This is a genomic window from Leclercia sp. UBA5076, assembly GCF_002416465.1.
GTDB lineage: Bacteria > Pseudomonadota > Gammaproteobacteria > Enterobacterales > Enterobacteriaceae > Enterobacter.
In genome coordinates this window covers 417,988-435,701 of sequence record NZ_DIAO01000004.1, presented here as the reverse complement: position 1 = coordinate 435,701, position 17,714 = coordinate 417,988, and the positions used below count along the sequence as shown (strand labels likewise).

The 17,714-nt window shown below is 54.0% G+C and carries 15 protein-coding genes; 6 read left to right on the top strand and 9 right to left on the bottom strand.

What is annotated here, in order from left to right; genetic code table 11:
• Positions 1-225: 225 nt before the first annotated feature.
• From asnB to nagB, 5 genes are all read right to left on the bottom strand, one after another.
• Positions 226-1,890 (bottom strand): asparagine synthase B, encoded by a 1,665-nt coding sequence (gene asnB, locus B3X29_RS05690; protein WP_103178688.1) that lies wholly within the window; start codon positions 1,888-1,890, stop codon positions 226-228.
• 250 nt (positions 1,891-2,140) lie between these two features.
• Positions 2,141-2,893, bottom strand: a complete 753-nt coding sequence (locus B3X29_RS05685) for an HAD-IIA family hydrolase (RefSeq protein WP_159339285.1) — start codon at positions 2,891-2,893, stop codon at positions 2,141-2,143.
• A 45-nt stretch (positions 2,894-2,938) separates the two neighbouring features.
• Positions 2,939-4,159 (bottom strand): DNA-binding transcriptional regulator NagC, encoded by a 1,221-nt coding sequence (gene nagC, locus B3X29_RS05680; RefSeq protein WP_103178689.1) that lies wholly within the window; start codon positions 4,157-4,159, stop codon positions 2,939-2,941.
• An 8-nt stretch (positions 4,160-4,167) separates the two neighbouring features.
• Entirely contained in the window at positions 4,168-5,316 is a 1,149-nt protein-coding gene (gene nagA / locus B3X29_RS05675) for an N-acetylglucosamine-6-phosphate deacetylase (protein WP_103178690.1), read from the bottom strand.
• A 56-nt stretch (positions 5,317-5,372) separates the two neighbouring features.
• Complete coding sequence (gene nagB / locus B3X29_RS05670; RefSeq protein ID WP_103178691.1) at positions 5,373-6,173, bottom strand: glucosamine-6-phosphate deaminase; 801 nt, start codon at positions 6,171-6,173, stop codon at positions 5,373-5,375.
• Between the two features lie 328 nt (positions 6,174-6,501).
• On the opposite strand from nagB, the gene nagE reads away from it, so the two are divergent.
• From nagE to chiQ, 4 genes are all read left to right on the top strand, one after another.
• Positions 6,502-8,451, top strand: coding sequence for a PTS N-acetyl glucosamine transporter subunit IIABC (gene nagE, locus B3X29_RS05665; RefSeq protein WP_159339284.1), 1,950 nt, complete (start codon positions 6,502-6,504; stop codon positions 8,449-8,451).
• A gap of 179 nt (positions 8,452-8,630) precedes the next feature.
• Positions 8,631-10,298 carry a glutamine--tRNA ligase gene (glnS, locus tag B3X29_RS05660; protein WP_103178693.1) on the top strand — a complete coding sequence of 556 codons (1,668 nt, stop codon included), beginning with the start codon at positions 8,631-8,633 and terminating at the stop codon, positions 10,296-10,298.
• A 433-nt stretch (positions 10,299-10,731) separates the two neighbouring features.
• Positions 10,732-12,138, top strand: a complete 1,407-nt coding sequence (gene chiP, locus B3X29_RS05655) for a chitoporin ChiP (RefSeq protein ID WP_156654102.1) — start codon at positions 10,732-10,734, stop codon at positions 12,136-12,138.
• Between the two features lie 46 nt (positions 12,139-12,184).
• A complete protein-coding gene (gene chiQ / locus B3X29_RS05650; protein WP_103181045.1) occupies positions 12,185-12,514 on the top strand; it encodes a ChiQ/YbfN family lipoprotein in 330 nt (109 codons plus the stop codon).
• A 155-nt stretch (positions 12,515-12,669) separates the two neighbouring features.
• Here the strand turns inward: chiQ and fur are convergent, their stop codons facing one another.
• The 4 genes from fur to ybfF all read right to left on the bottom strand — a co-directional run bounded on the left by fur (position 12,670) and on the right by ybfF (position 15,282).
• A complete protein-coding gene (gene fur, locus B3X29_RS05645; RefSeq protein ID WP_010428651.1) occupies positions 12,670-13,116 on the bottom strand; it encodes a ferric iron uptake transcriptional regulator in 447 nt (148 codons plus the stop codon).
• Positions 13,117-13,406: 290 nt separating this feature from the next.
• Positions 13,407-13,937 (bottom strand): flavodoxin FldA, encoded by a 531-nt coding sequence (fldA, locus tag B3X29_RS05640; RefSeq protein ID WP_168192007.1) that lies wholly within the window; start codon positions 13,935-13,937, stop codon positions 13,407-13,409.
• A 155-nt stretch (positions 13,938-14,092) separates the two neighbouring features.
• Complete coding sequence (gene ybfE / locus B3X29_RS05635; protein ID WP_103178695.1) at positions 14,093-14,380, bottom strand: LexA regulated protein; 288 nt, start codon at positions 14,378-14,380, stop codon at positions 14,093-14,095.
• 128 nt (positions 14,381-14,508) lie between these two features.
• The gene (gene ybfF / locus B3X29_RS05630) at positions 14,509-15,282 is read right to left on the bottom strand and encodes an esterase (RefSeq protein WP_103178696.1); all 774 of its coding nucleotides are present in this window, start codon (positions 15,280-15,282) and stop codon (positions 14,509-14,511) included.
• Positions 15,283-15,465: 183 nt separating this feature from the next.
• Here ybfF and seqA point away from each other — a divergent pair, with 183 nt between their 5' ends.
• Positions 15,466-16,008 (top strand): replication initiation negative regulator SeqA, encoded by a 543-nt coding sequence (gene seqA, locus B3X29_RS05625; RefSeq protein WP_159339283.1) that lies wholly within the window; start codon positions 15,466-15,468, stop codon positions 16,006-16,008.
• Between the two features lie 24 nt (positions 16,009-16,032).
• On the top strand, positions 16,033-17,673 hold the full coding sequence (pgm, locus tag B3X29_RS05620) for a phosphoglucomutase (alpha-D-glucose-1,6-bisphosphate-dependent) (RefSeq protein ID WP_103178698.1): 1,641 nt from the start codon (positions 16,033-16,035) through the stop codon (positions 17,671-17,673).
• Positions 17,674-17,714 lie beyond the last annotated feature (41 nt).

Sequence of the window (17,714 nt, the reverse complement as noted above, 5' to 3'; positions counted from 1 at the left end):
ATCTTTTTTTCGCGTTACCTTATCGGCGTTGCGGGGCGCATTATGCGTATAGACCCTTGCAGCGTCAACACCTTTTTCAACGAAAATGTCTGGAATGTGACTGTTTGGTTAGGTTGCGAACAGCGTGACCGAATATTCGGCAATTATTGGTTATTAATCGTTTTTGTCCAGCGAAACGCGAGGCAAAAAAAGAGGCCCCGAAGGGCCTCATGGCGATCTGACTGATTACTTATAGGCGGACTGATGCACACCCACGGCACGACCTGATGGATCGTTCATGGTTTTGAAAGCTTCATCCCACTCAATGGCTTTCGCCGAGGAGCAGGCGACGGAAGGACCGCCAGGAACACACTCTGCTGCGCTTGGCAGCGGGAACAGCTCTTCGAAGATCTCACGGTACAGATAGGCTTCTTTCGAACCCGGCGTGTTGTACGGGAAGCGGAAGCTGGCGGTTTCCAGTTGCTGATCGGAAATCTGCTTCGCTGCCACCTCTTTCAGGGTGTCGATCCAGCTGTACCCTACGCCGTCAGAGAACTGCTCTTTCTGACGCCATGCCACGCTTGCAGGCAGGTAAGATTCGAAGCATTCGCGCAGAACGTGTTTCTCCATCTTACCGTTGCCGCACATTTTGTCCTGCGGGTTGATACGCATGGCCACGTCGAGGAATTTTTTATCCAGGAAGGGAACGCGCGCTTCAACACCCCATGCAGACATCGCTTTGTTGGCACGGGCGCAGTCAAACATGTGCAGGGCCTGCAGTTTACGCACGGTCTCTTCGTGCAGCTCTTTGGCATCCGGCGCTTTATGGAAGTAGAGGTAGCCGCCGAACACTTCGTCAGAACCTTCGCCGGAAAGTACCATTTTAATGCCCATAGCCTTGATTTTACGGGACATCAGGTACATCGGCGTGGAGGCGCGGATGGTGGTCACATCATAGGTTTCAATGTGATAGATAACGTCGCGGATCGCATCCAGCCCTTCCTGCACCGTAAAGTGGATCTCATGGTGCACGGTGCCCAGGTGATTTGCCACCTCCTGCGCGGCTTTCAGGTCCGGGGATCCTTCCAGGCCGACGGCGAAGGAGTGCAGCTGCGGCCACCAGGCTTCGGAGCGCTCCTGATCTTCCACGCGACGTGCGGCATACTTTTTGGTGATCGCCGAGATAACGGACGAGTCCAGACCGCCTGAGAGCAGCACGCCGTAAGGCACGTCCGACATCAGGTGGCTTTTCACTGAATCTTCCAGCGCCTGGCGCAGCTCGTTTTTATCGGTGACGTTGTCTTTAACGGCATCGTAATCGAACCAGTCGCGCTGATAGTACTGGCGAATTTCGCCATCCTGGCTCCACAGATAGCTGCCTGCCGGGAACTCTTTGATGGTGCGGCAAACCGGCACCAGGGCTTTCATTTCAGAGGCAACATAGAAGTTGCCGTGCTCATCATGGCCCATATAGAGCGGGATAATCCCGATGTGGTCGCGGCCAATCAGGTACGCATCTTTTTCGCTATCGTACAGCGCAAAGGCAAACATACCCTGCAGATCGTCGAGGAACTCGGGCCCTTTCTCCTGGTAGAGGGCCAGGATCACTTCGCAGTCAGAACCGGTCTGGAAGGTGTAGCGATCGCCGTACTCCGCGCGCAGCGCCTGGTGGTTGTAGATTTCACCGTTGACCGCCAGCGCATGGGTTTTTTTCTCGTTATATAACGGCTGGGCACCGGCATTGACATCCACAATCGACAGACGCTCGTGCGCCAGGATGGCTTTATCGCTGGCGTAGACACCGGACCAGTCCGGGCCGCGATGGCGCATCAGACGGGAGAGTTCCAGTGCTTTTTTACGCAGTTCGCCTGCGTCAGTTTTGATATCCAGTACGCCGAAAATTGAACACATAACCTTCTCCATTAACCCTGTTGCAGTGTGATGTTGCTTGCTTATGAAAATGCCGCAAAAGCGGAGGGGCGGCAAGCGATTTGCCGGGTAAAAAGAAAAAAGTGCAATACCTGTTGATGAATGTTGAAAAAAGCGTACGCCTTAAGCTGGATTATTGATGTTTATTCAGTAAAAGGCGTTTTTTATTAGATGAATTTCTATTTTTGACGCGGCAAAATGAAAAAACCACGTCCGGGGACGTGGTTTTGGGTTACAGGACATCAATTTCCGCGACCGAGGGGTAAATCCAGCTTGGTCGGAACGGCATCGAATCGATATCGTCCAGGGTGGATACCCCCGACAGGACCAGGATGGTTTCCAGCCCGGCCTGGAAGCCGGCCAGAATATCGGTGCGCAGGTTATCGCCCACAATCACCGTATCTTCCGAGTGGGCCTGCATTGTGTTGAGTGCTGCACGAATGATCCACGGGCTGGGCTTACCAACATAAAACGGCATGCGGCCGGTCATCTTCTCAATACCGGCACAGAGTGCGCCGCAGGCCGGGTAAAAGCCGCGGCCATGGGTATCCGGGTTGGTGGCGATAAAGCGGGCGCCGTTGGCGACAAAGAAGGCCGCCTTGTGCATCATCTCCCAGTTATAGGAGCGCGTTTCGCCAACGATAACAAAGTCGGGGTTGACGTCGGTGATGGTAAAGCCCGCTTTGTACAGTTCATGGATCAGTGCGCCTTCACCGACTACATACGCTTTTTTGCCTTCCTGACGCTTCAGGAAATCTGCGGTGGCCATTGCCGAGGTATAGAACACGCTGGCGGGCACATCGATACCGGCGTTGGCAAAACGGTTCGCCAGATCCTGTCCGGTCTGCGACGGGAAGTTAGTGAGCAGCACCAGCGGCATACCCTTTTCCATGATGCCGTTAAGAAACTCTGCAGCGCCCGGCACGGCAACGTTGTCGTGCATCAGCACGCCGTCGATATCACAAATAACATTCTTAATGGTCATGAACTTCCCGACATCAAAAAAAGAAGGCGTCACTATGAAGCGCTGTCAGCTTTCCAGCAAACGCTGCAACAGGATACCGTTAAGCATGGCGCGTTTTACCAGGGCAAAAGCGCCAATCGCGGAACGGTCGTTCAGCGCGGAGCGAACCACCGGCAGGTTCTGGCGAAACGCCTTCAGCGCCTGGGTATTGATGCACCCTTCGATGGCAGGCAGCAGCACTTTTTCGGCCTCGGTAATTTCACCGGCGATCACCACTTTTTGTGGGTTAAACAGGTTGATGGCGATGGCAATGGTTTTACCCAGATGACGGCCAACCTGCTCAATCACTTCACTGGCTAACGCGTCGCCCTTATTGGCCGCCCGGCAGATGGCGCTGATTTTACAGTCATCGAGCGTGACGCGGCTCTGATAACCCTGCTCCAGCAGATGGCGCACCCGCTGCTCAATGGCGGCGTTGGCAGCGACGGTTTCCAGACAGCCAAAGTTGCCGCAGTGGCAGCGCTCACCCAGCGGGTCAACCTGAATGTGGCCAATCTCGCCCACGTTACCGTTACGGCCAATAAAAATGCGGCCATTAGAGATAATACCGGCACCCGTACCGCGGTGAACGCGCACCAGAATTGAGTCTTCACAATCCTGACTTGCACCAAAGTAGTGCTCGGCCAGCGCCAGGCTGCGGATATCGTGACCCACAAAGCAGGTTACGGCGAAACGCTTTTCCAGCGCGTCGATCAGCGCCCAGTTTTCGACCTGAATATGCGGCATATAGCGGATCACGCCGCTTTCGGGATCGACGAGCCCGGGCAGGATCACCGAAATGGCAATCAGCTCGCGGATTTTGCGCTGGCAGGATTCGATAAACAGCTCGATGGCGTTAAGCAGCGCATGTTCGAGGGTCTCCTGAGTGCGTTCCGGCAGGGCATAGTGCTCTTCAGCAATGGCCTTACTGCTGAGATCGTACAGCGTCAGGGTGGCGTCATGACGTCCAAGGCGCACGCCAATGGCGTGGAAATGACGGGTTTCGGTAACAATTGAGATAGCGCGACGGCCTCCGGTGGAGGCCTGCTGATCCACTTCTTTAATCAGCCCGCGCTCAATAAGCTGACGGGTAATTTTCGTCACGCTGGCGGGGGCAAGCTGGCTCTGTTCTGCAATCTGAATCCGCGAGATGGGTCCGTGCTGGTCAATCAGTCGATAAACCGCCGCACTGTTCAGCTGTTTTACCAGATCAACGTTGCCAATTTGAGCTTGTCCGCCAGGTGTCATACTTTCGCTTACTCTGTAACGACCTCGTTACCATTAACGATGGTCTTGATGATTTTATAATCGTGTGTGAATGCGGTGAGGTTAGCGACCATCCCCGGTGCAATACTGCCCAGCTGTTTATCTACGCCTATCGCGCGTGCCGGATAGAGCGTTGCCATACGCAGCACTTCATCGAGGGCAATGCTGCAATGTTCAACCAGATTGCGCACGCCTTCGATCATGGTCAGAGCCGAGCCGCTTAACGTTCCGTTCTCATCCACACAGAGTCCATTCCGGTAGTATATTGTTTTACCAGCAAAAATGAACTGTTCAATATTTGCCCCAGCTGGTGCCGTGGCGTCTGTTACCAGACACAGTTTGTCACCTTTCAGGCGCTTAGCGTTACGCACGTTGGCGTAATCGACATGTAAACCGTCAACAATAATGCCGCAATAGACATCTGGTTCGTCGAAGATCGCCCCGGCGAGACCGGGTTCGCGTCCGGTAATATAAGGCATAGCATTATAAAGATGGGTCGCGAAGGTGATACCGGCGCGGAAGCCCACTTTGGCCTCTTTTAGCGTGGCGTTGGAATGCCCTGCAGAGACCACAATACCTGCGCCCGCCAGCTTGCGGATCACCTCAGGATCGACCATTTCTGGCGCCAGGGTCACTTTGGTGATCACATCCGCGTTGGCACAGAGAAAATCAACCAGTTCACCGTCAGGTTTACGGACGTAATCAGGATTATGGGTGCCTTTCTTGACGATATTCAGCCACGGCCCCTCAAGGTGCAGACCCAGCGCCTGGTGTGGATATTTCGCCAGATATTCACGCATCACGCGAACGCCTTGCTTCATCAGGTCGTCGCTGGTGGTAATAAGCGTCGGCAGGTAGCTGGTGCAGCCCGATTTTTCATTGGCGCGCTGCATAATTTCCAGCGTTTCAACGGTGACGGCTTCGGCAGTATCGTTGAACTGCACGCCGCCACAGCCGTTAAGCTGTACGTCGATAAAACCGGGGGAGATGATTGCTCCATTGAGCGAGCGTTGTTCAATGTCCGCTGGCAGTTCGGCCAGTGGGCAGACACGTTCAATCAGGCCATTGGCGATAACGATCGCATGGTCATCCAGAATTTCATGGCCGGTATAAATCCGACCGTGGGTTAAAGCGTACATAACGACCCCCGGTTTAAAAATAGCATGCCGTCTCTGCAGGCAGAGACGGCGTCACATTACAGACCTTTAATATTTTCTGCTTCTAATTCGTTGAAATACTTCAACGTCTTCACTTTCAGTTCCATGGTAGACGGTTCATCGCATACCACAACTGCTTTCGGATGCAGTTGCAGACAGCTGATGGTCCACATGTGGTTGACGTTGCCTTCTACCGCCGCCTGCAGCGCCTGCGCTTTTACACTGCCCAGCACCAGAATCATCACTTCTTCCGCATCCAGCAGGGTACCCACGCCAACGGTCAGGGCATATTTTGGTACCTGGTTAACGTCGCCATCAAAGAAACGGGAGTTTGCCACACGGGTGTCATGTGTCAGGGTTTTGATACGGGTACGGGAGGCCAGAGAAGAAGCAGGTTCGTTGAAGGCGATATGACCGTCGTTACCGACGCCACCCATGAACAGGTGGATTTTACCGTAAGCACGGATTTTTTCTTCGTAATGACGGCACTCTGCATCAATATCCGGGGCATTTCCGTCCAGCAGATTAATATTTTCCGGTTTAATATCAATGTGATCAAAGAAGTTCCGGTGCATGAAGCTATGGTAGCTCTCCGGGTGCTCTTTTGGCAGGCCTACATACTCGTCCATGTTGAAGGTGACAACATGTTCAAAGCTAACCTGGCCCGCTTTATGCATCTCAACCAGTGCTTTATAGGCGGTAAGAGGTGTGCCACCGGTAGGCAGACCCAGTACAAAAGGACGATCGGCTGTCGGTTTGAACGCGTTGATACGTTGTACGATATGGCGAGCAGCCCATTTGCCGACTTGTTCTGCGGTTGCCAGGGGGATCAGTCTCATTATTCACCTCTGAAGTTTTAGTAAAAGTTGGCGGATTGCTTGTCGGGGTATGATATAAGCCTAACCTGTTTCACACCGAGAGGGGTCAATCCGTCCTGATTTTTCGTATCATAAAATAAGTTTTCACTGTTTGCCAGTACAGGGGAGGGGAAGAAACAATATTTGGTGACAAAACTCACAAAAAGTACGCGTTTAATTTGCGATACGAATTAATTTTTCAGACACTCTCAAAGCCAGTGAATCATCAACTGTATTTATCGTTCGTTACACAATAAAAAAACATAGTTTATGCGCGAGCCTTAACAAAGGGTCTCGTAGGGGGAATAGGATGAATATTTTAGGTTTTTTCCAGCGCCTCGGTAGGGCTTTGCAGCTCCCTATCGCCGTGCTACCGGTTGCAGCGCTCCTGCTGCGATTCGGGCAACCCGATCTTCTTAACGTGCCGTTTATTGCTCAGGCTGGCGGCGCAATTTTTGACAACCTGGCGCTGATTTTTGCCATCGGTGTGGCGTCAAGCTGGTCAAAAGACAGCGCTGGTGCTGCGGCACTGGCCGGGGCCGTGGGTTACTTCATCCTCACGAAAGCGATGGTGACCATCAACCCTGAAATCAACATGGGCGTACTGGCGGGTATCATTACCGGCCTCGTCGGTGGTGCCGTCTACAACCGCTGGGCAGGTATCAAACTCCCTGACTTCCTGAGCTTCTTCGGCGGAAAACGTTTCGTGCCGATCGCGACGGGCTTTTTCTGTCTGATCCTTGCCGCCATCTTTGGCTACGTGTGGCCACCGGTGCAGCACGCTATCCATGCGGGTGGCGAGTGGATCGTTTCCGCGGGCGCAATGGGTGCGGGTATCTTCGGTTTCATCAACCGTCTGCTGATCCCAACGGGTCTGCATCAGGTGCTGAACACCATCGCCTGGTTCCAGATTGGTGAGTTCACCAACGCGGCGGGTGCCGTGTTCCACGGTGATATCAACCGTTTCTACGCAGGCGACGGCACCGCGGGCATGTTCATGTCCGGCTTCTTCCCAATCATGATGTTTGGTCTGCCTGGCGCTGCGCTGGCAATGTACCTGGCTGCGCCGAAAGAGCGTCGCCCAATGGTTGGCGGTATGCTGCTGTCCGTTGCGATCACGGCCTTCCTGACCGGCGTGACCGAGCCACTGGAATTCCTGTTCATGTTCCTGGCGCCGCTGCTGTATCTCATGCACGCCTTCCTGACCGGTATCAGCCTGTTTGTGGCCACTCTTCTGGGTATCCATGCTGGCTTCTCCTTCTCCGCAGGCGCTATCGACTACGTGTTGATGTACAACCTGCCGGCGGCAAGCAGCAATGTCTGGATGCTGATGGTGATGGGCCTGGTGTTCTTCGTTATCTACTTCCTCCTGTTCAGCGCGGTTATTCGTATGTTTAACCTCAAAACGCCGGGCCGTGAAGAGACAAAAGATGACGTCGTAACCAGTGAAGCAAACAGCAATACCGAAGAAGGTTTAACTCAGCTGGCAACCAGCTACATTGCCGCTGTAGGCGGTACCGATAACCTGAAAGCCATTGATGCCTGTATTACCCGCCTGCGTCTGACCGTTGGCGACTCTGCGCGCGTGAGCGATGCCATGTGTAAACGCCTGGGCGCGTCTGGTGTGGTGAAACTGAACAAACAAACCATCCAGGTTATCGTGGGTGCGAAGGCCGAATCTATCGGCGACGAAATGAAAAAAGTGGTTGCCCGTGGGCCGGTCGCTGCTGCCTCAACGGATAGCGCACCCGTGGCTGACGCGCCGGTTGCGAAACCGCAGGCGGTGCCAAATGCGGTAACCATTGCCGCACTGGTTTCGCCAGTCACCGGTGAGGTGGTGGCTCTGGAGCAGGTTCCTGATGAAGCCTTCGCCAGTAAAGCCGTGGGTGACGGTGTCGCGGTTAAACCAACGGAGAAAACCGTTGTGTCGCCTGCGGCGGGCACCATCGTTAAAATCTTCAATACCAACCACGCGTTCTGCCTGGAAACCGACAAAGGGGCGGAGATCGTTGTCCACATGGGCATCGATACCGTAGCGCTGGGTGGCCAGGGCTTCAAACGCCTGGTCGAAGAGGGTGCGGAAGTGGTGGCGGGTCAGCCGGTTCTGGAGATGGATCTCGACTACCTGAACGCCAACGCGCGCTCGATGATTAGCCCGGTTGTCTGCAGCAATATCGATGACTTCAGCGGCCTGGTCATTAAGGCGCAGGGTCAGGTTGTGGCCGGTCAGACACCTCTGTATGAAATTAAAGGCAAATAAGTGCTCCTGAGTAAGCGTTAGTGCCTGAGCGGCGGGGATATCCCCGCCGCTTTTTTTTGCAGCAATCGCCCTCATAATTCTCTTCCGGGACCGTTTTTTGCGTAACTAAAGGTTGTCACTACGCCCGGCTTATAAGATCATATGCCGTTATACGTCGTTTACGCTTTGAGGAATCCACGATGAGTGAGGCTGAAGCCCGCCCGAGCAACTTTATCCGTCAGATCATTGATGAAGATCTGGCCACTGGTAAGCACACCACAGTTCATACCCGTTTCCCGCCGGAGCCGAATGGCTACCTGCATATTGGTCATGCGAAATCGATCTGCCTGAACTTCGGCATCGCGCAGGACTATCAGGGTCAATGCAACCTGCGTTTCGATGACACCAACCCGGTGAAAGAAGATATCGAATACGTAGAGTCCATTAAGAACGACGTGCAATGGTTGGGCTTCAACTGGTCTGGCGACATCTGCTACTCCTCCGACTATTTTGACCAGCTGTATGCTTACGCCGTAGAGCTGATCAACAAAGGTCTGGCCTACGTTGACGAGCTTTCCGCTGACGAAATCCGCGAATACCGCGGCACGCTGACCGCGCCGGGCAAAAACAGCCCGTACCGCGATCGCAGCGTGGAAGAGAACCTGGCGCTGTTTGAAAAAATGCGTGCCGGTGGCTTCGAAGAGGGTAAAGCCTGCCTGCGCGCTAAAATCGATATGGCCTCACCATTTATCGTGATGCGTGACCCGGTGCTGTACCGCATTAAGTTTGCCGATCACCATCAGACCGGCAGCAAGTGGTGCATCTACCCAATGTACGACTTCACCCACTGCATCAGCGATGCGCTGGAAGGCATTACTCACTCCTTATGTACGCTGGAGTTCCAGGACAACCGTCGTCTGTATGACTGGGTGCTGGATAACATCTCCATTCCGGTGCATCCGCGTCAGTACGAATTCTCTCGTCTGAATCTGGAATACACCGTGATGTCCAAGCGTAAGCTGAACCTGCTGGTTACCGACAAGCACGTTGAAGGCTGGGATGACCCGCGTATGCCAACCATCTCCGGTCTGCGTCGTCGTGGCTATACCGCCGCATCTATCCGCGAGTTTTGCAAACGCATCGGCGTGACCAAGCAGGACAACACCATTGAGATGGCGTCGCTGGAATCCTGCATTCGCGAAGATCTGAACGACAATGCGCCGCGCGCGATGGCTGTTATCGATCCGGTTAAGCTGGTTATCGAAAACTATCCTCAGGGCGAAAGCGAGCTGGTGACCATGCCGAACCATCCGAGCAAGCCGGAGATGGGTAGCCGTGAAGTGCCGTTCAGCGCAGAGATCTGGATCGATCGCGCCGACTTCCGCGAAGAAGCGAACAAGCAGTACAAACGCCTGGTGCTGGGCAAAGAAGTGCGCCTGCGTAATGCCTACGTGATCAAAGCTGAGCGTGTTGAAAAAGATGCTGAAGGCACTATCACCACGATCTTCTGCAGCTACGATGCCGAGACTCTGAGCAAAGATCCTGCCGATGGCCGCAAGGTGAAAGGCGTTATCCACTGGGTCAGCGCGGCACATGCGCTGCCGGTTGAGATCCGTCTGTACGATCGCCTCTTCAGCGTGCCAAACCCGGGTGCCGCAGAGGACTTCCTGGAGGTCATTAACCCGGAGTCGCTGGTGATCAAGCAGGGCTTTGCGGAGCCATCCCTGAAAGGGGCTGTTGCCGGCAATGCGTATCAGTTTGAGCGCGAAGGTTACTTCTGCCTCGACAGCCGCTACGCCACAGCCGATAAACTGGTGTTTAACCGTACCGTTGGTCTGCGTGATACCTGGACGAAAGTCGGCGAATAACCGATCATTTTCTGATAAACGCCGCGCATTGCGGCGTTTTTTTTGCCAGACAATCGGGTCAGAATTTAACCATATGTTCGCGTTGCGAATTAATTCCCTTTCTTAAAACTGTTCGCTTTTTCTTCCTTTTCGCAAATTCACCGTAATAGCTATCAGAATGGCTGTTTAATGCCTGCCTGTTAAAAATAACTCGCTAATTATTCCTGTTATTTTAATAAAATATTCTTCTTCCTTTGCTTTGTTACAATTAGCAATCAAATATGTGCGCTTTGTCATAATCCTGACGTTTGATCGCTGAAAAGCATTGATAATTCGCGTCGCGAAAAATAGTCTACAGAGAGGAGATGTAAGCGGGTATTTCTGGTTACCTCCACTTTTTACTTTTTGTTTTTCGCCGTTTTAGGCGCTTTAAATACGTCAAAGAGGATTAATTATGCGTACGTTCAGTGGCAAACGTAGTGCGCTAGCGCTGGCTATTGCCGGTGTAACAGCAATGTCAGGCTGGATGGTTTCTCCGAAAGCCCAGGCCGAAGGTTTTATTGATGATTCCACGCTCACGGGCGGTATTTATTACTGGCAGCGTGAACGTGACCGTAAAGATGTCGAAGCAGATAAATATAAAACTAACCTGGCTCACTCCACCTGGAACGCCAACCTCGATTTCCAGTCCGGCTATGCCGCCGATATGTTCGGTCTTGATCTTGCTGCGTTCACGGCCATTGAAATGGCGGAAAATGGCGACAGCGGCCACCCGAACGAAATTGCGTTCTCCTCCAGCAACAAAGCCTACAAAGAGGACTGGTCCGGCGATAAGAGCGGAATCAGCCTGTATAAAGCGGCAGCAAAATTTAAATACGGTCCGGTCTGGGCGCGCGGCGGCTGGCTGCAACCAACCGGCCAGACCCTGTTAGCGCCACACTGGAGCTTTATGCCAGGTACCTACCAGGGTGCCGAAGCCGGGGCAAACTTTGACTACGGCGACAGCGGGGCGCTGAGTTTCTCGTATATGTGGACCAACGAGTACAAAGCGCCGTGGCATCTTGAGATGGACAAGTTCTATCAGAATGACAGAAAAACCCGCGTTGATTATCTCCACTCATTTGGCGCGAAGTACGATTTCAAAAATAACCTGATTCTGGAAGCCGCGTTTGGCCAGGCGGAAGGCTTCATCGATCAGTACTTTGCCAAAGCGAGCTACAAACTGGATATCGTGGGCGGCCCCCTCTCTACCAGCTACCAGTTCTACGGCACGCGTGATAAAGCCGATAGCGGCACCGTGAACGATATCTACGACGGCACGGCATGGCTGCAGGCGCTGACCCTGGGTTATAAGGTCGGTCAGGTCGACTTACGTCTGGAAGGGACTTACGTTAAGGCGGAAGGGCAGCAGGGCTATTTCCTGCAGCGCATGACCCCAACCTATGCTTCGTCCAACGGTCGTCTGGACGTGTGGTGGGATAACCGCTCCGACTTCAACGCCAATGGCGAAAAAGCGGTCTTCTTCGGCGCGATGTATGACCTGAGCAACTGGAACCTCGCAGGCTGGAGCGTCGGTGCTTCTTATGTTTACGCCTGGGATGCAAAACCAGCAGACTGGCTGATCAACAGCGCGGGCCAGCGTGAAGATATCGCCTCTAACAAGATCAAAGAGTCTGCCTATAGCCTGGATGCGATCTACACCCTGCAGGACGGTCGCGCGAAAGGCACCATGTTCAAACTGCACTTCACGCAGTATGACAACCACTCCGACATCCCAAGCTACGGCGGCGGTTACGGCAACATCTTCCAGGATGAGCGAGACGTGAAGTTTATGGTTATCGCCCCGTTCACCATCTTCTGATGACTCACCCGGCGGGGGATAACCCCGCCGACTGGAGACTGCTATGCTGAAAAAATTCGTACTGGTTGCGCTGCTGGCATCAGGACTGGCCGCCTGCGCACAACCCCAGACCCAGAGAGAAGACACCCGTCTGAAAGAGGCCTACAGCGCCTGTATCAATACCGCTGAAGGTTCGCCAGAAAAAATCGAAGCCTGCCAGAGCGTGCTGAACGTGCTGCGCCAGGAGAAGAAGCACGAACAGTTTGCCACCCAGGAAAGCGTGCGAGTGGCGGATTACCAGGCCTGTATTATGGCGCGCAAAACGGGTAACAATCAGGACGTGACCAAAAATTGCGACAAAATCTGGCAGGAAATTCGCAGTAATAACAGCAAGTAATTCGCTGTTTTTAACGCCCGGTGGCGCAATGCTCACCGGGTCTACCAGGGTGAAATCACCCGTAGGCCCGTGTAAGCGCAGCGCCACCGGGCTTTTTACATTATGACAGGCATAAAAAAGCCAACCGTCAGGTTGGCTCGGAGCAGGCGGATGAATTATTTCGCGTCGTGCGCGTGATCATCTTCGCGGCAGTCGCCTTCGGCACAGTGGCCATAGAGGTAGAGACTGTGGTTGGTCAGACGAATGCCATGACGGGCGGCAATTTCACGCTGACGTGATTCGATAGAGTCGTCGCTGAATTCGATCACTTTGCCGCAATCCAGGCAAATCAGGTGATCGTGGTGATGCTGCTGCGTCAGTTCAAATACGGATTTCCCGCCTTCAAAGTTGTGACGCGTCACGATGCCTGCATCGTCGAACTGGTTCAGTACACGGTAAACGGTCGCCAGACCAATCTCTTCGCCCATGTCGATCAGACGCTTGTATAAGTCTTCCGCACTGACATGATGGTTATCCGGACCCTGAAGCACTTCCAGGATTTTTAACCGTGGAAGCGTGACTTTCAGTCCGGCCTTCTTTAATGCGGTGTTGTTGTCAGTCATGCGGAATCTGTCCTGTTGCTAAACGATTCACTTCTAAAGAAGAAGTGACAGAAAATGCACCTGGGAAATGCGTCTCATTATAGAACTGCCATGACCTAATGAAAACTGCAAGTCTCAAGTAAAGTATGCTTATAAAAACGTGGTACCGCCAACAAACTTGTTACAGGGTGACCCGTTTGAACCTGGATCATTGTACAGGTATGGCAGGAAAAGTTAAAAATTTGTAGCAATTATTTTGATTGATATTACCTATCAATGCGGCGCAACTATGGCGTTGCGCCGCAGTGTGATCAGGCGTTGAGAATATCGTCGAGGTGCAGCTCTTCGCGAACCTGCTTAACCCATTTCTCTACGCGCTCAGCGGTCAGTTCAGGCTGGCGATCTTCATCGATGGCAAGACCCACGAAGTGGTTATCATCGGCCAGACCTTTAGAGGCTTCGAAGTGGTAGCCAGCAGTTGGCCAGTGACCAACGATTACGGCGCCGCGCGGCTCAATGATATCGCGGATGGTGCCGAGAGCGTCGCAGAAGTACTCTGCGTAATCTTCCTGATCGCCACAGCCGAACAGGGCAACCAGTTTGCCGTTGAAATCGATCTCTTCCAGAGACGGGAAGAAATCGTCCCAGTCGCACTGCGCTTCACCGTAGTACCAGGTAGGGATGCCCAGCAGCAGGATATCGTAGCCTTCGATATCTTCTTTGCTGCTTTTCGCAATGTCATGCACATCGGCAACGTCTTTACCTAGCTGTTTTTGAATGTTTTTTGCGATATTTTCGGTATTACCCGTGTCGCTGCCAAAAAAAATGCCGATGATTGCCATGAGTAAAATAACCTCTTGAAACTTAATGGTATGGTGGCGCAATTTAGCCACGGATAAGGGCAATCATAGCAGAACAGAGAAGCCTGCGGAAACTGCAATCACCCAGGACTGCACTCTGTGCTACATGAAAGCAATAAGAAGGGGAGTTTTCTGACTTACGCTTTGCCGTGCCATATCTCGAGCTGCGCAATCAGCATCTCTTCAATCAGCTCACTGCGGCTGATATCACGGGCATTCGCCAGCTCGTTTAGCGCATCGACGGCTTCAGCGTTCAGTTTCAGCTCGACGCGTTTAAGCCCGCGGCTTTTATCGCGTTTAAGCTGATTGCGCTTATTGATGCGCAGCTGTTCATCACGCGAAAGCGGATTGGTTTTCGGTCGTCCCGGGCGACGCTCATTCGCGAACAGATCTAATGTCGTGCGGTCCGTGTGTTCTTTGGCCATGATTTTGAGACTTCGGGGGAAACAAGACACCCTGCTAATGCCCGGGCGATAAGCGCGCCATCATACATCACCGAAAACGGCACGCCAACGACTGGAGGCCCGCTGGCGACCAGTCGCTCTCTTTTTAATCAATTTGCCGTGTCAGCGAGGTAACGACGGATAGCGCGCAGCACCGCGTCCGGTTTTTCGGCATGAACCCAGTGTCCGGCGCCGGCAATGACATGCGCACGCGCCTGAGGGAATTGCGTCAGTAGCGCATCGCGATACGCTTCGGTTACATACGGGGAGTTGCCGCCGGTAATAAACAGCGTCGGATGCGGCCACGCCGGCACCGGCTGCCAGCCGACGATCTGGTCATATTGATCCCAGAGCACCGGCACGTTAAAGCGCCATTCGCCGTCGACGAAGGATTTCAGCAGAAACTGCACCACGCCTTCTTCGTTCAGATGCTCACGCATCAGCGCGGCAGCCTGCTGGCGGGTGCTAACGCCAGCGTCCGTGACGGCGTTGATAGCGGCGAAGATCTCATCATGGCGGCGCACATCGTAATCCACCGGCGCCACGTCGATCACCACCAGGCCCGCAATGCGCTCCGGCGCAAGCGCCGTCAGCGCCATCACCGCTTTGCCACCCATGGAGTGACCAATCAGGGTCGCTTTTTCAATATTATGCTCATTCAGCGTATCCAGCAGATCCTGGGCCATATCGGCGTAGGTCATCTGCGGCGAGCGCGGCGACAGGCCGTGGTTGCGCATATCTACCTGCAGCAGCGCGTGATCCTGCACCAGATCCCGTGCCAGTACGCCAAGATTATCCAGACTACCAAACAGACCATGCACCAGGACGATGGGAGAATTATTGTGCGGCGATTGTGCAGATTGCGCTCGGGTATTCAATTTCATGGCAAAGTTCTTTTTTTACGTATGTCAGGTTAGGGTATCATGTTGACCATTCTGCCGCCCGGCTGCAAGGAAACAGTTAATTCTGACTTTTGCCGCCATCCTGGCTTGACGCTATCCGCTGTTGGGTTTTGACCTTATACTCCCAACGACTTGTATTCAGATAAGATATCGCACTGGATTAAGATGAAAACAATCGAAGTTGATGACGAACTCTATCAGTATATTGCCAGCCAGACGCGGCATATCGGTGAGAGCGCGTCCGACATTTTACGGCGCATGCTCAAAATGGCCGCCGCCTCGCAGTCTGCCGCTCCAGCCCCCAAAGAGACGCGCCAGCCCGTTGCCGTCGTCCAGGAAAAGCCGCTGACGCAGGTAAAAGACAAAGTGCGTGCGATGCGCGAACTGCTGCTTTCTGACGAATACGCTGAGCAGAAGAAAGCAGTTAACCGCTTTATGCTGGTGCTGACTACACTCTATTCACTGGATCACAACGCGTTTGCCGATGCGACGGAGTCACTGCATGGTCGCACGCGTGTCTACTTCGCGGGTGACGAGCAAACGCTGTTACAGAATGGTAATCAAACTAAACCCAAGCACCTCCCTGGTACACCGTACTGGGTGATCACCAATACCAATACCGGACGTAAACGCAGCATGATCGAACACATCATGCAGTCGATGCAGTTCCCGGTGGAATTGATTGATAAGGTTTGCGGAACTATCTAACCCTTGCATCAGAAGGACCAGGCAATGGCAAATCACAATCGTGCGGGTCAACCTGCACAACAGAGCGATTTGATTAACGTCGCCCAGCTTACCGCACAGTATTACGTGCTGAAGCCGGAAGTGGGCAACGCAGAACACGCAGTTAAGTTTGGTACATCCGGGCACCGCGGCAGTGCGGTACGCCATAGCTTTAACGAGCCGCATATTCTGGCCATTGCTCAGGCCATCGCGGAAGAGCGTGCCAAAAACGGCGTCACCGGTCCGTGTTACGTGGGTAAGGATACACACGCCCTGTCAGAGCCAGCGTTTATCTCCGTACTGGAGGTGCTGGCGGCCAACGGCGTGGATGTCATCATTCAGGAAAACAACGGCTATACGCCGACCCCTGCCGTTTCTAACGCCATCCTGGTGCATAACCAGAAGGGCGGCGCGCAGGCTGACGGCATTGTGATCACGCCGTCCCACAACCCGCCAGAGGATGGCGGCATCAAATACAACCCACCCAACGGCGGCCCGGCTGACACTAACGTCACGAAAGTGGTGGAAGATCGCGCCAACGCGCTGCTGGCTGATGACCTGAAAGGCGTGAAGCGCATCTCTCTGGACGAGGCGATGGCCTCCGGCCACGTGAAAGAGCAGGATCTGGTGCAGCCTTTCGTTGAAGGACTGGCAGATATCGTCGACATGGCGGCGATCCAGAAAGCGGGTCTTAAGCTGGGCGTCGACCCGCTGGGCGGTTCCGGTATTGAATACTGGAAGCGTATTGCGGAGCACTACAAGCTGGATCTGACCATCGTTAACGATCATGTCGATCAGACCTTCCGCTTTATGCACCTGGATAAAGATGGTGCAATCCGTATGGACTGCTCCTCCGAGTGTGCGATGGCTGGCCTGCTGGCGCTGCGCGACAAGTTCGACCTCGCCTTTGCCAACGACCCGGATTACGACCGTCATGGTATCGTCACGCCTGCGGGCCTGATGAATCCAAACCACTATCTGGCGGTGGCGATCAACTACCTGTTCCAGCATCGTCCTCAGTGGGGGGCAGAGGTTGCCGTCGGTAAAACCCTCGTCTCCTCCGCAATGATCGACCGTGTGGTTAACGACCTGGGCCGTAAGCTGGTGGAAGTGCCGGTGGGCTTTAAGTGGTTTGTAGACGGTCTGTTCGACGGCAGCTTCGGCTTTGGCGGCGAAGAGAGCGCGGGTGCCTCCTTCCTGCGCTTCGACGGTACGCCGTGGTCTACCGACAAAGACGGTATCATCATGTGCCTGCTGGCGGCGGAGATCACTGCCGTCACCGGTAAGAACCCGCAGGAGCACTACGATGAGCTGGCCGCCCGTTTCGGTGCGCCGAGCTACAACCGTCTCCAGGCCTCTGCCTCCTCCGCCCAGAAAGCGGCGCTCTCTAAACTCTCACCTGACATGGTCAGTGCCAGCACCCTGGCAGGCGACCCGATCACCGCCCGTCTGACGGCGGCACCGGGCAATGGTGCCTCTATCGGCGGTCTGAAGGTGATGACCGAGAACGGCTGGTTCGCGGCGCGTCCATCCGGTACGGAAGATGCTTACAAGATTTACTGCGAAAGCTTCCTCGGTGCGGAACACCGCCAGCAGATTGAGAAAGAAGCGGTAGAGATTGTCAGCGAAGTGCTGAAAAACGCATAACTGCGGTTTGTGCGCCGGGCGGCACTGCGTTTGCCCGGCCT

What these genes read in the sequence shown, in the direction of transcription:
- B3X29_RS05685 (WP_159339285.1), bottom strand. Translation starts at nt 2,893, where the DNA reads ATGACCATTAAGAATGTTATTTGTGATATCGACGGCGTGCTGATGCAC.
- pgm (WP_103178698.1), top strand. Translation starts at nt 16,033, where the DNA reads ATGGCAAATCACAATCGTGCGGGTCAACCTGCACAACAGAGCGATTTG.
- fldA (WP_168192007.1), bottom strand. Translation starts at nt 13,937, where the DNA reads ATGGCAATCATCGGCATTTTTTTTGGCAGCGACACGGGTAATACCGAA.
- fur (WP_010428651.1), bottom strand. Translation starts at nt 13,116, where the DNA reads ATGACTGACAACAACACCGCATTAAAGAAGGCCGGACTGAAAGTCACG.
- ybfE (WP_103178695.1), bottom strand. Translation starts at nt 14,380, where the DNA reads ATGGCCAAAGAACACACGGACCGCACGACATTAGATCTGTTCGCGAAT.
- nagE (WP_159339284.1), top strand. Translation starts at nt 6,502, where the DNA reads ATGAATATTTTAGGTTTTTTCCAGCGCCTCGGTAGGGCTTTGCAGCTC.
- seqA (WP_159339283.1), top strand. Translation starts at nt 15,466, where the DNA reads ATGAAAACAATCGAAGTTGATGACGAACTCTATCAGTATATTGCCAGC.
- asnB (WP_103178688.1), bottom strand. Translation starts at nt 1,890, where the DNA reads ATGTGTTCAATTTTCGGCGTACTGGATATCAAAACTGACGCAGGCGAA.
- nagC (WP_103178689.1), bottom strand. Translation starts at nt 4,159, where the DNA reads ATGACACCTGGCGGACAAGCTCAAATTGGCAACGTTGATCTGGTAAAA.
- ybfF (WP_103178696.1), bottom strand. Translation starts at nt 15,282, where the DNA reads ATGAAATTGAATACCCGAGCGCAATCTGCACAATCGCCGCACAATAAT.
- nagA (WP_103178690.1), bottom strand. Translation starts at nt 5,316, where the DNA reads ATGTACGCTTTAACCCACGGTCGGATTTATACCGGCCATGAAATTCTG.
- chiP (WP_156654102.1), top strand. Translation starts at nt 10,732, where the DNA reads ATGCGTACGTTCAGTGGCAAACGTAGTGCGCTAGCGCTGGCTATTGCC.
- glnS (WP_103178693.1), top strand. Translation starts at nt 8,631, where the DNA reads ATGAGTGAGGCTGAAGCCCGCCCGAGCAACTTTATCCGTCAGATCATT.
- nagB (WP_103178691.1), bottom strand. Translation starts at nt 6,173, where the DNA reads ATGAGACTGATCCCCCTGGCAACCGCAGAACAAGTCGGCAAATGGGCT.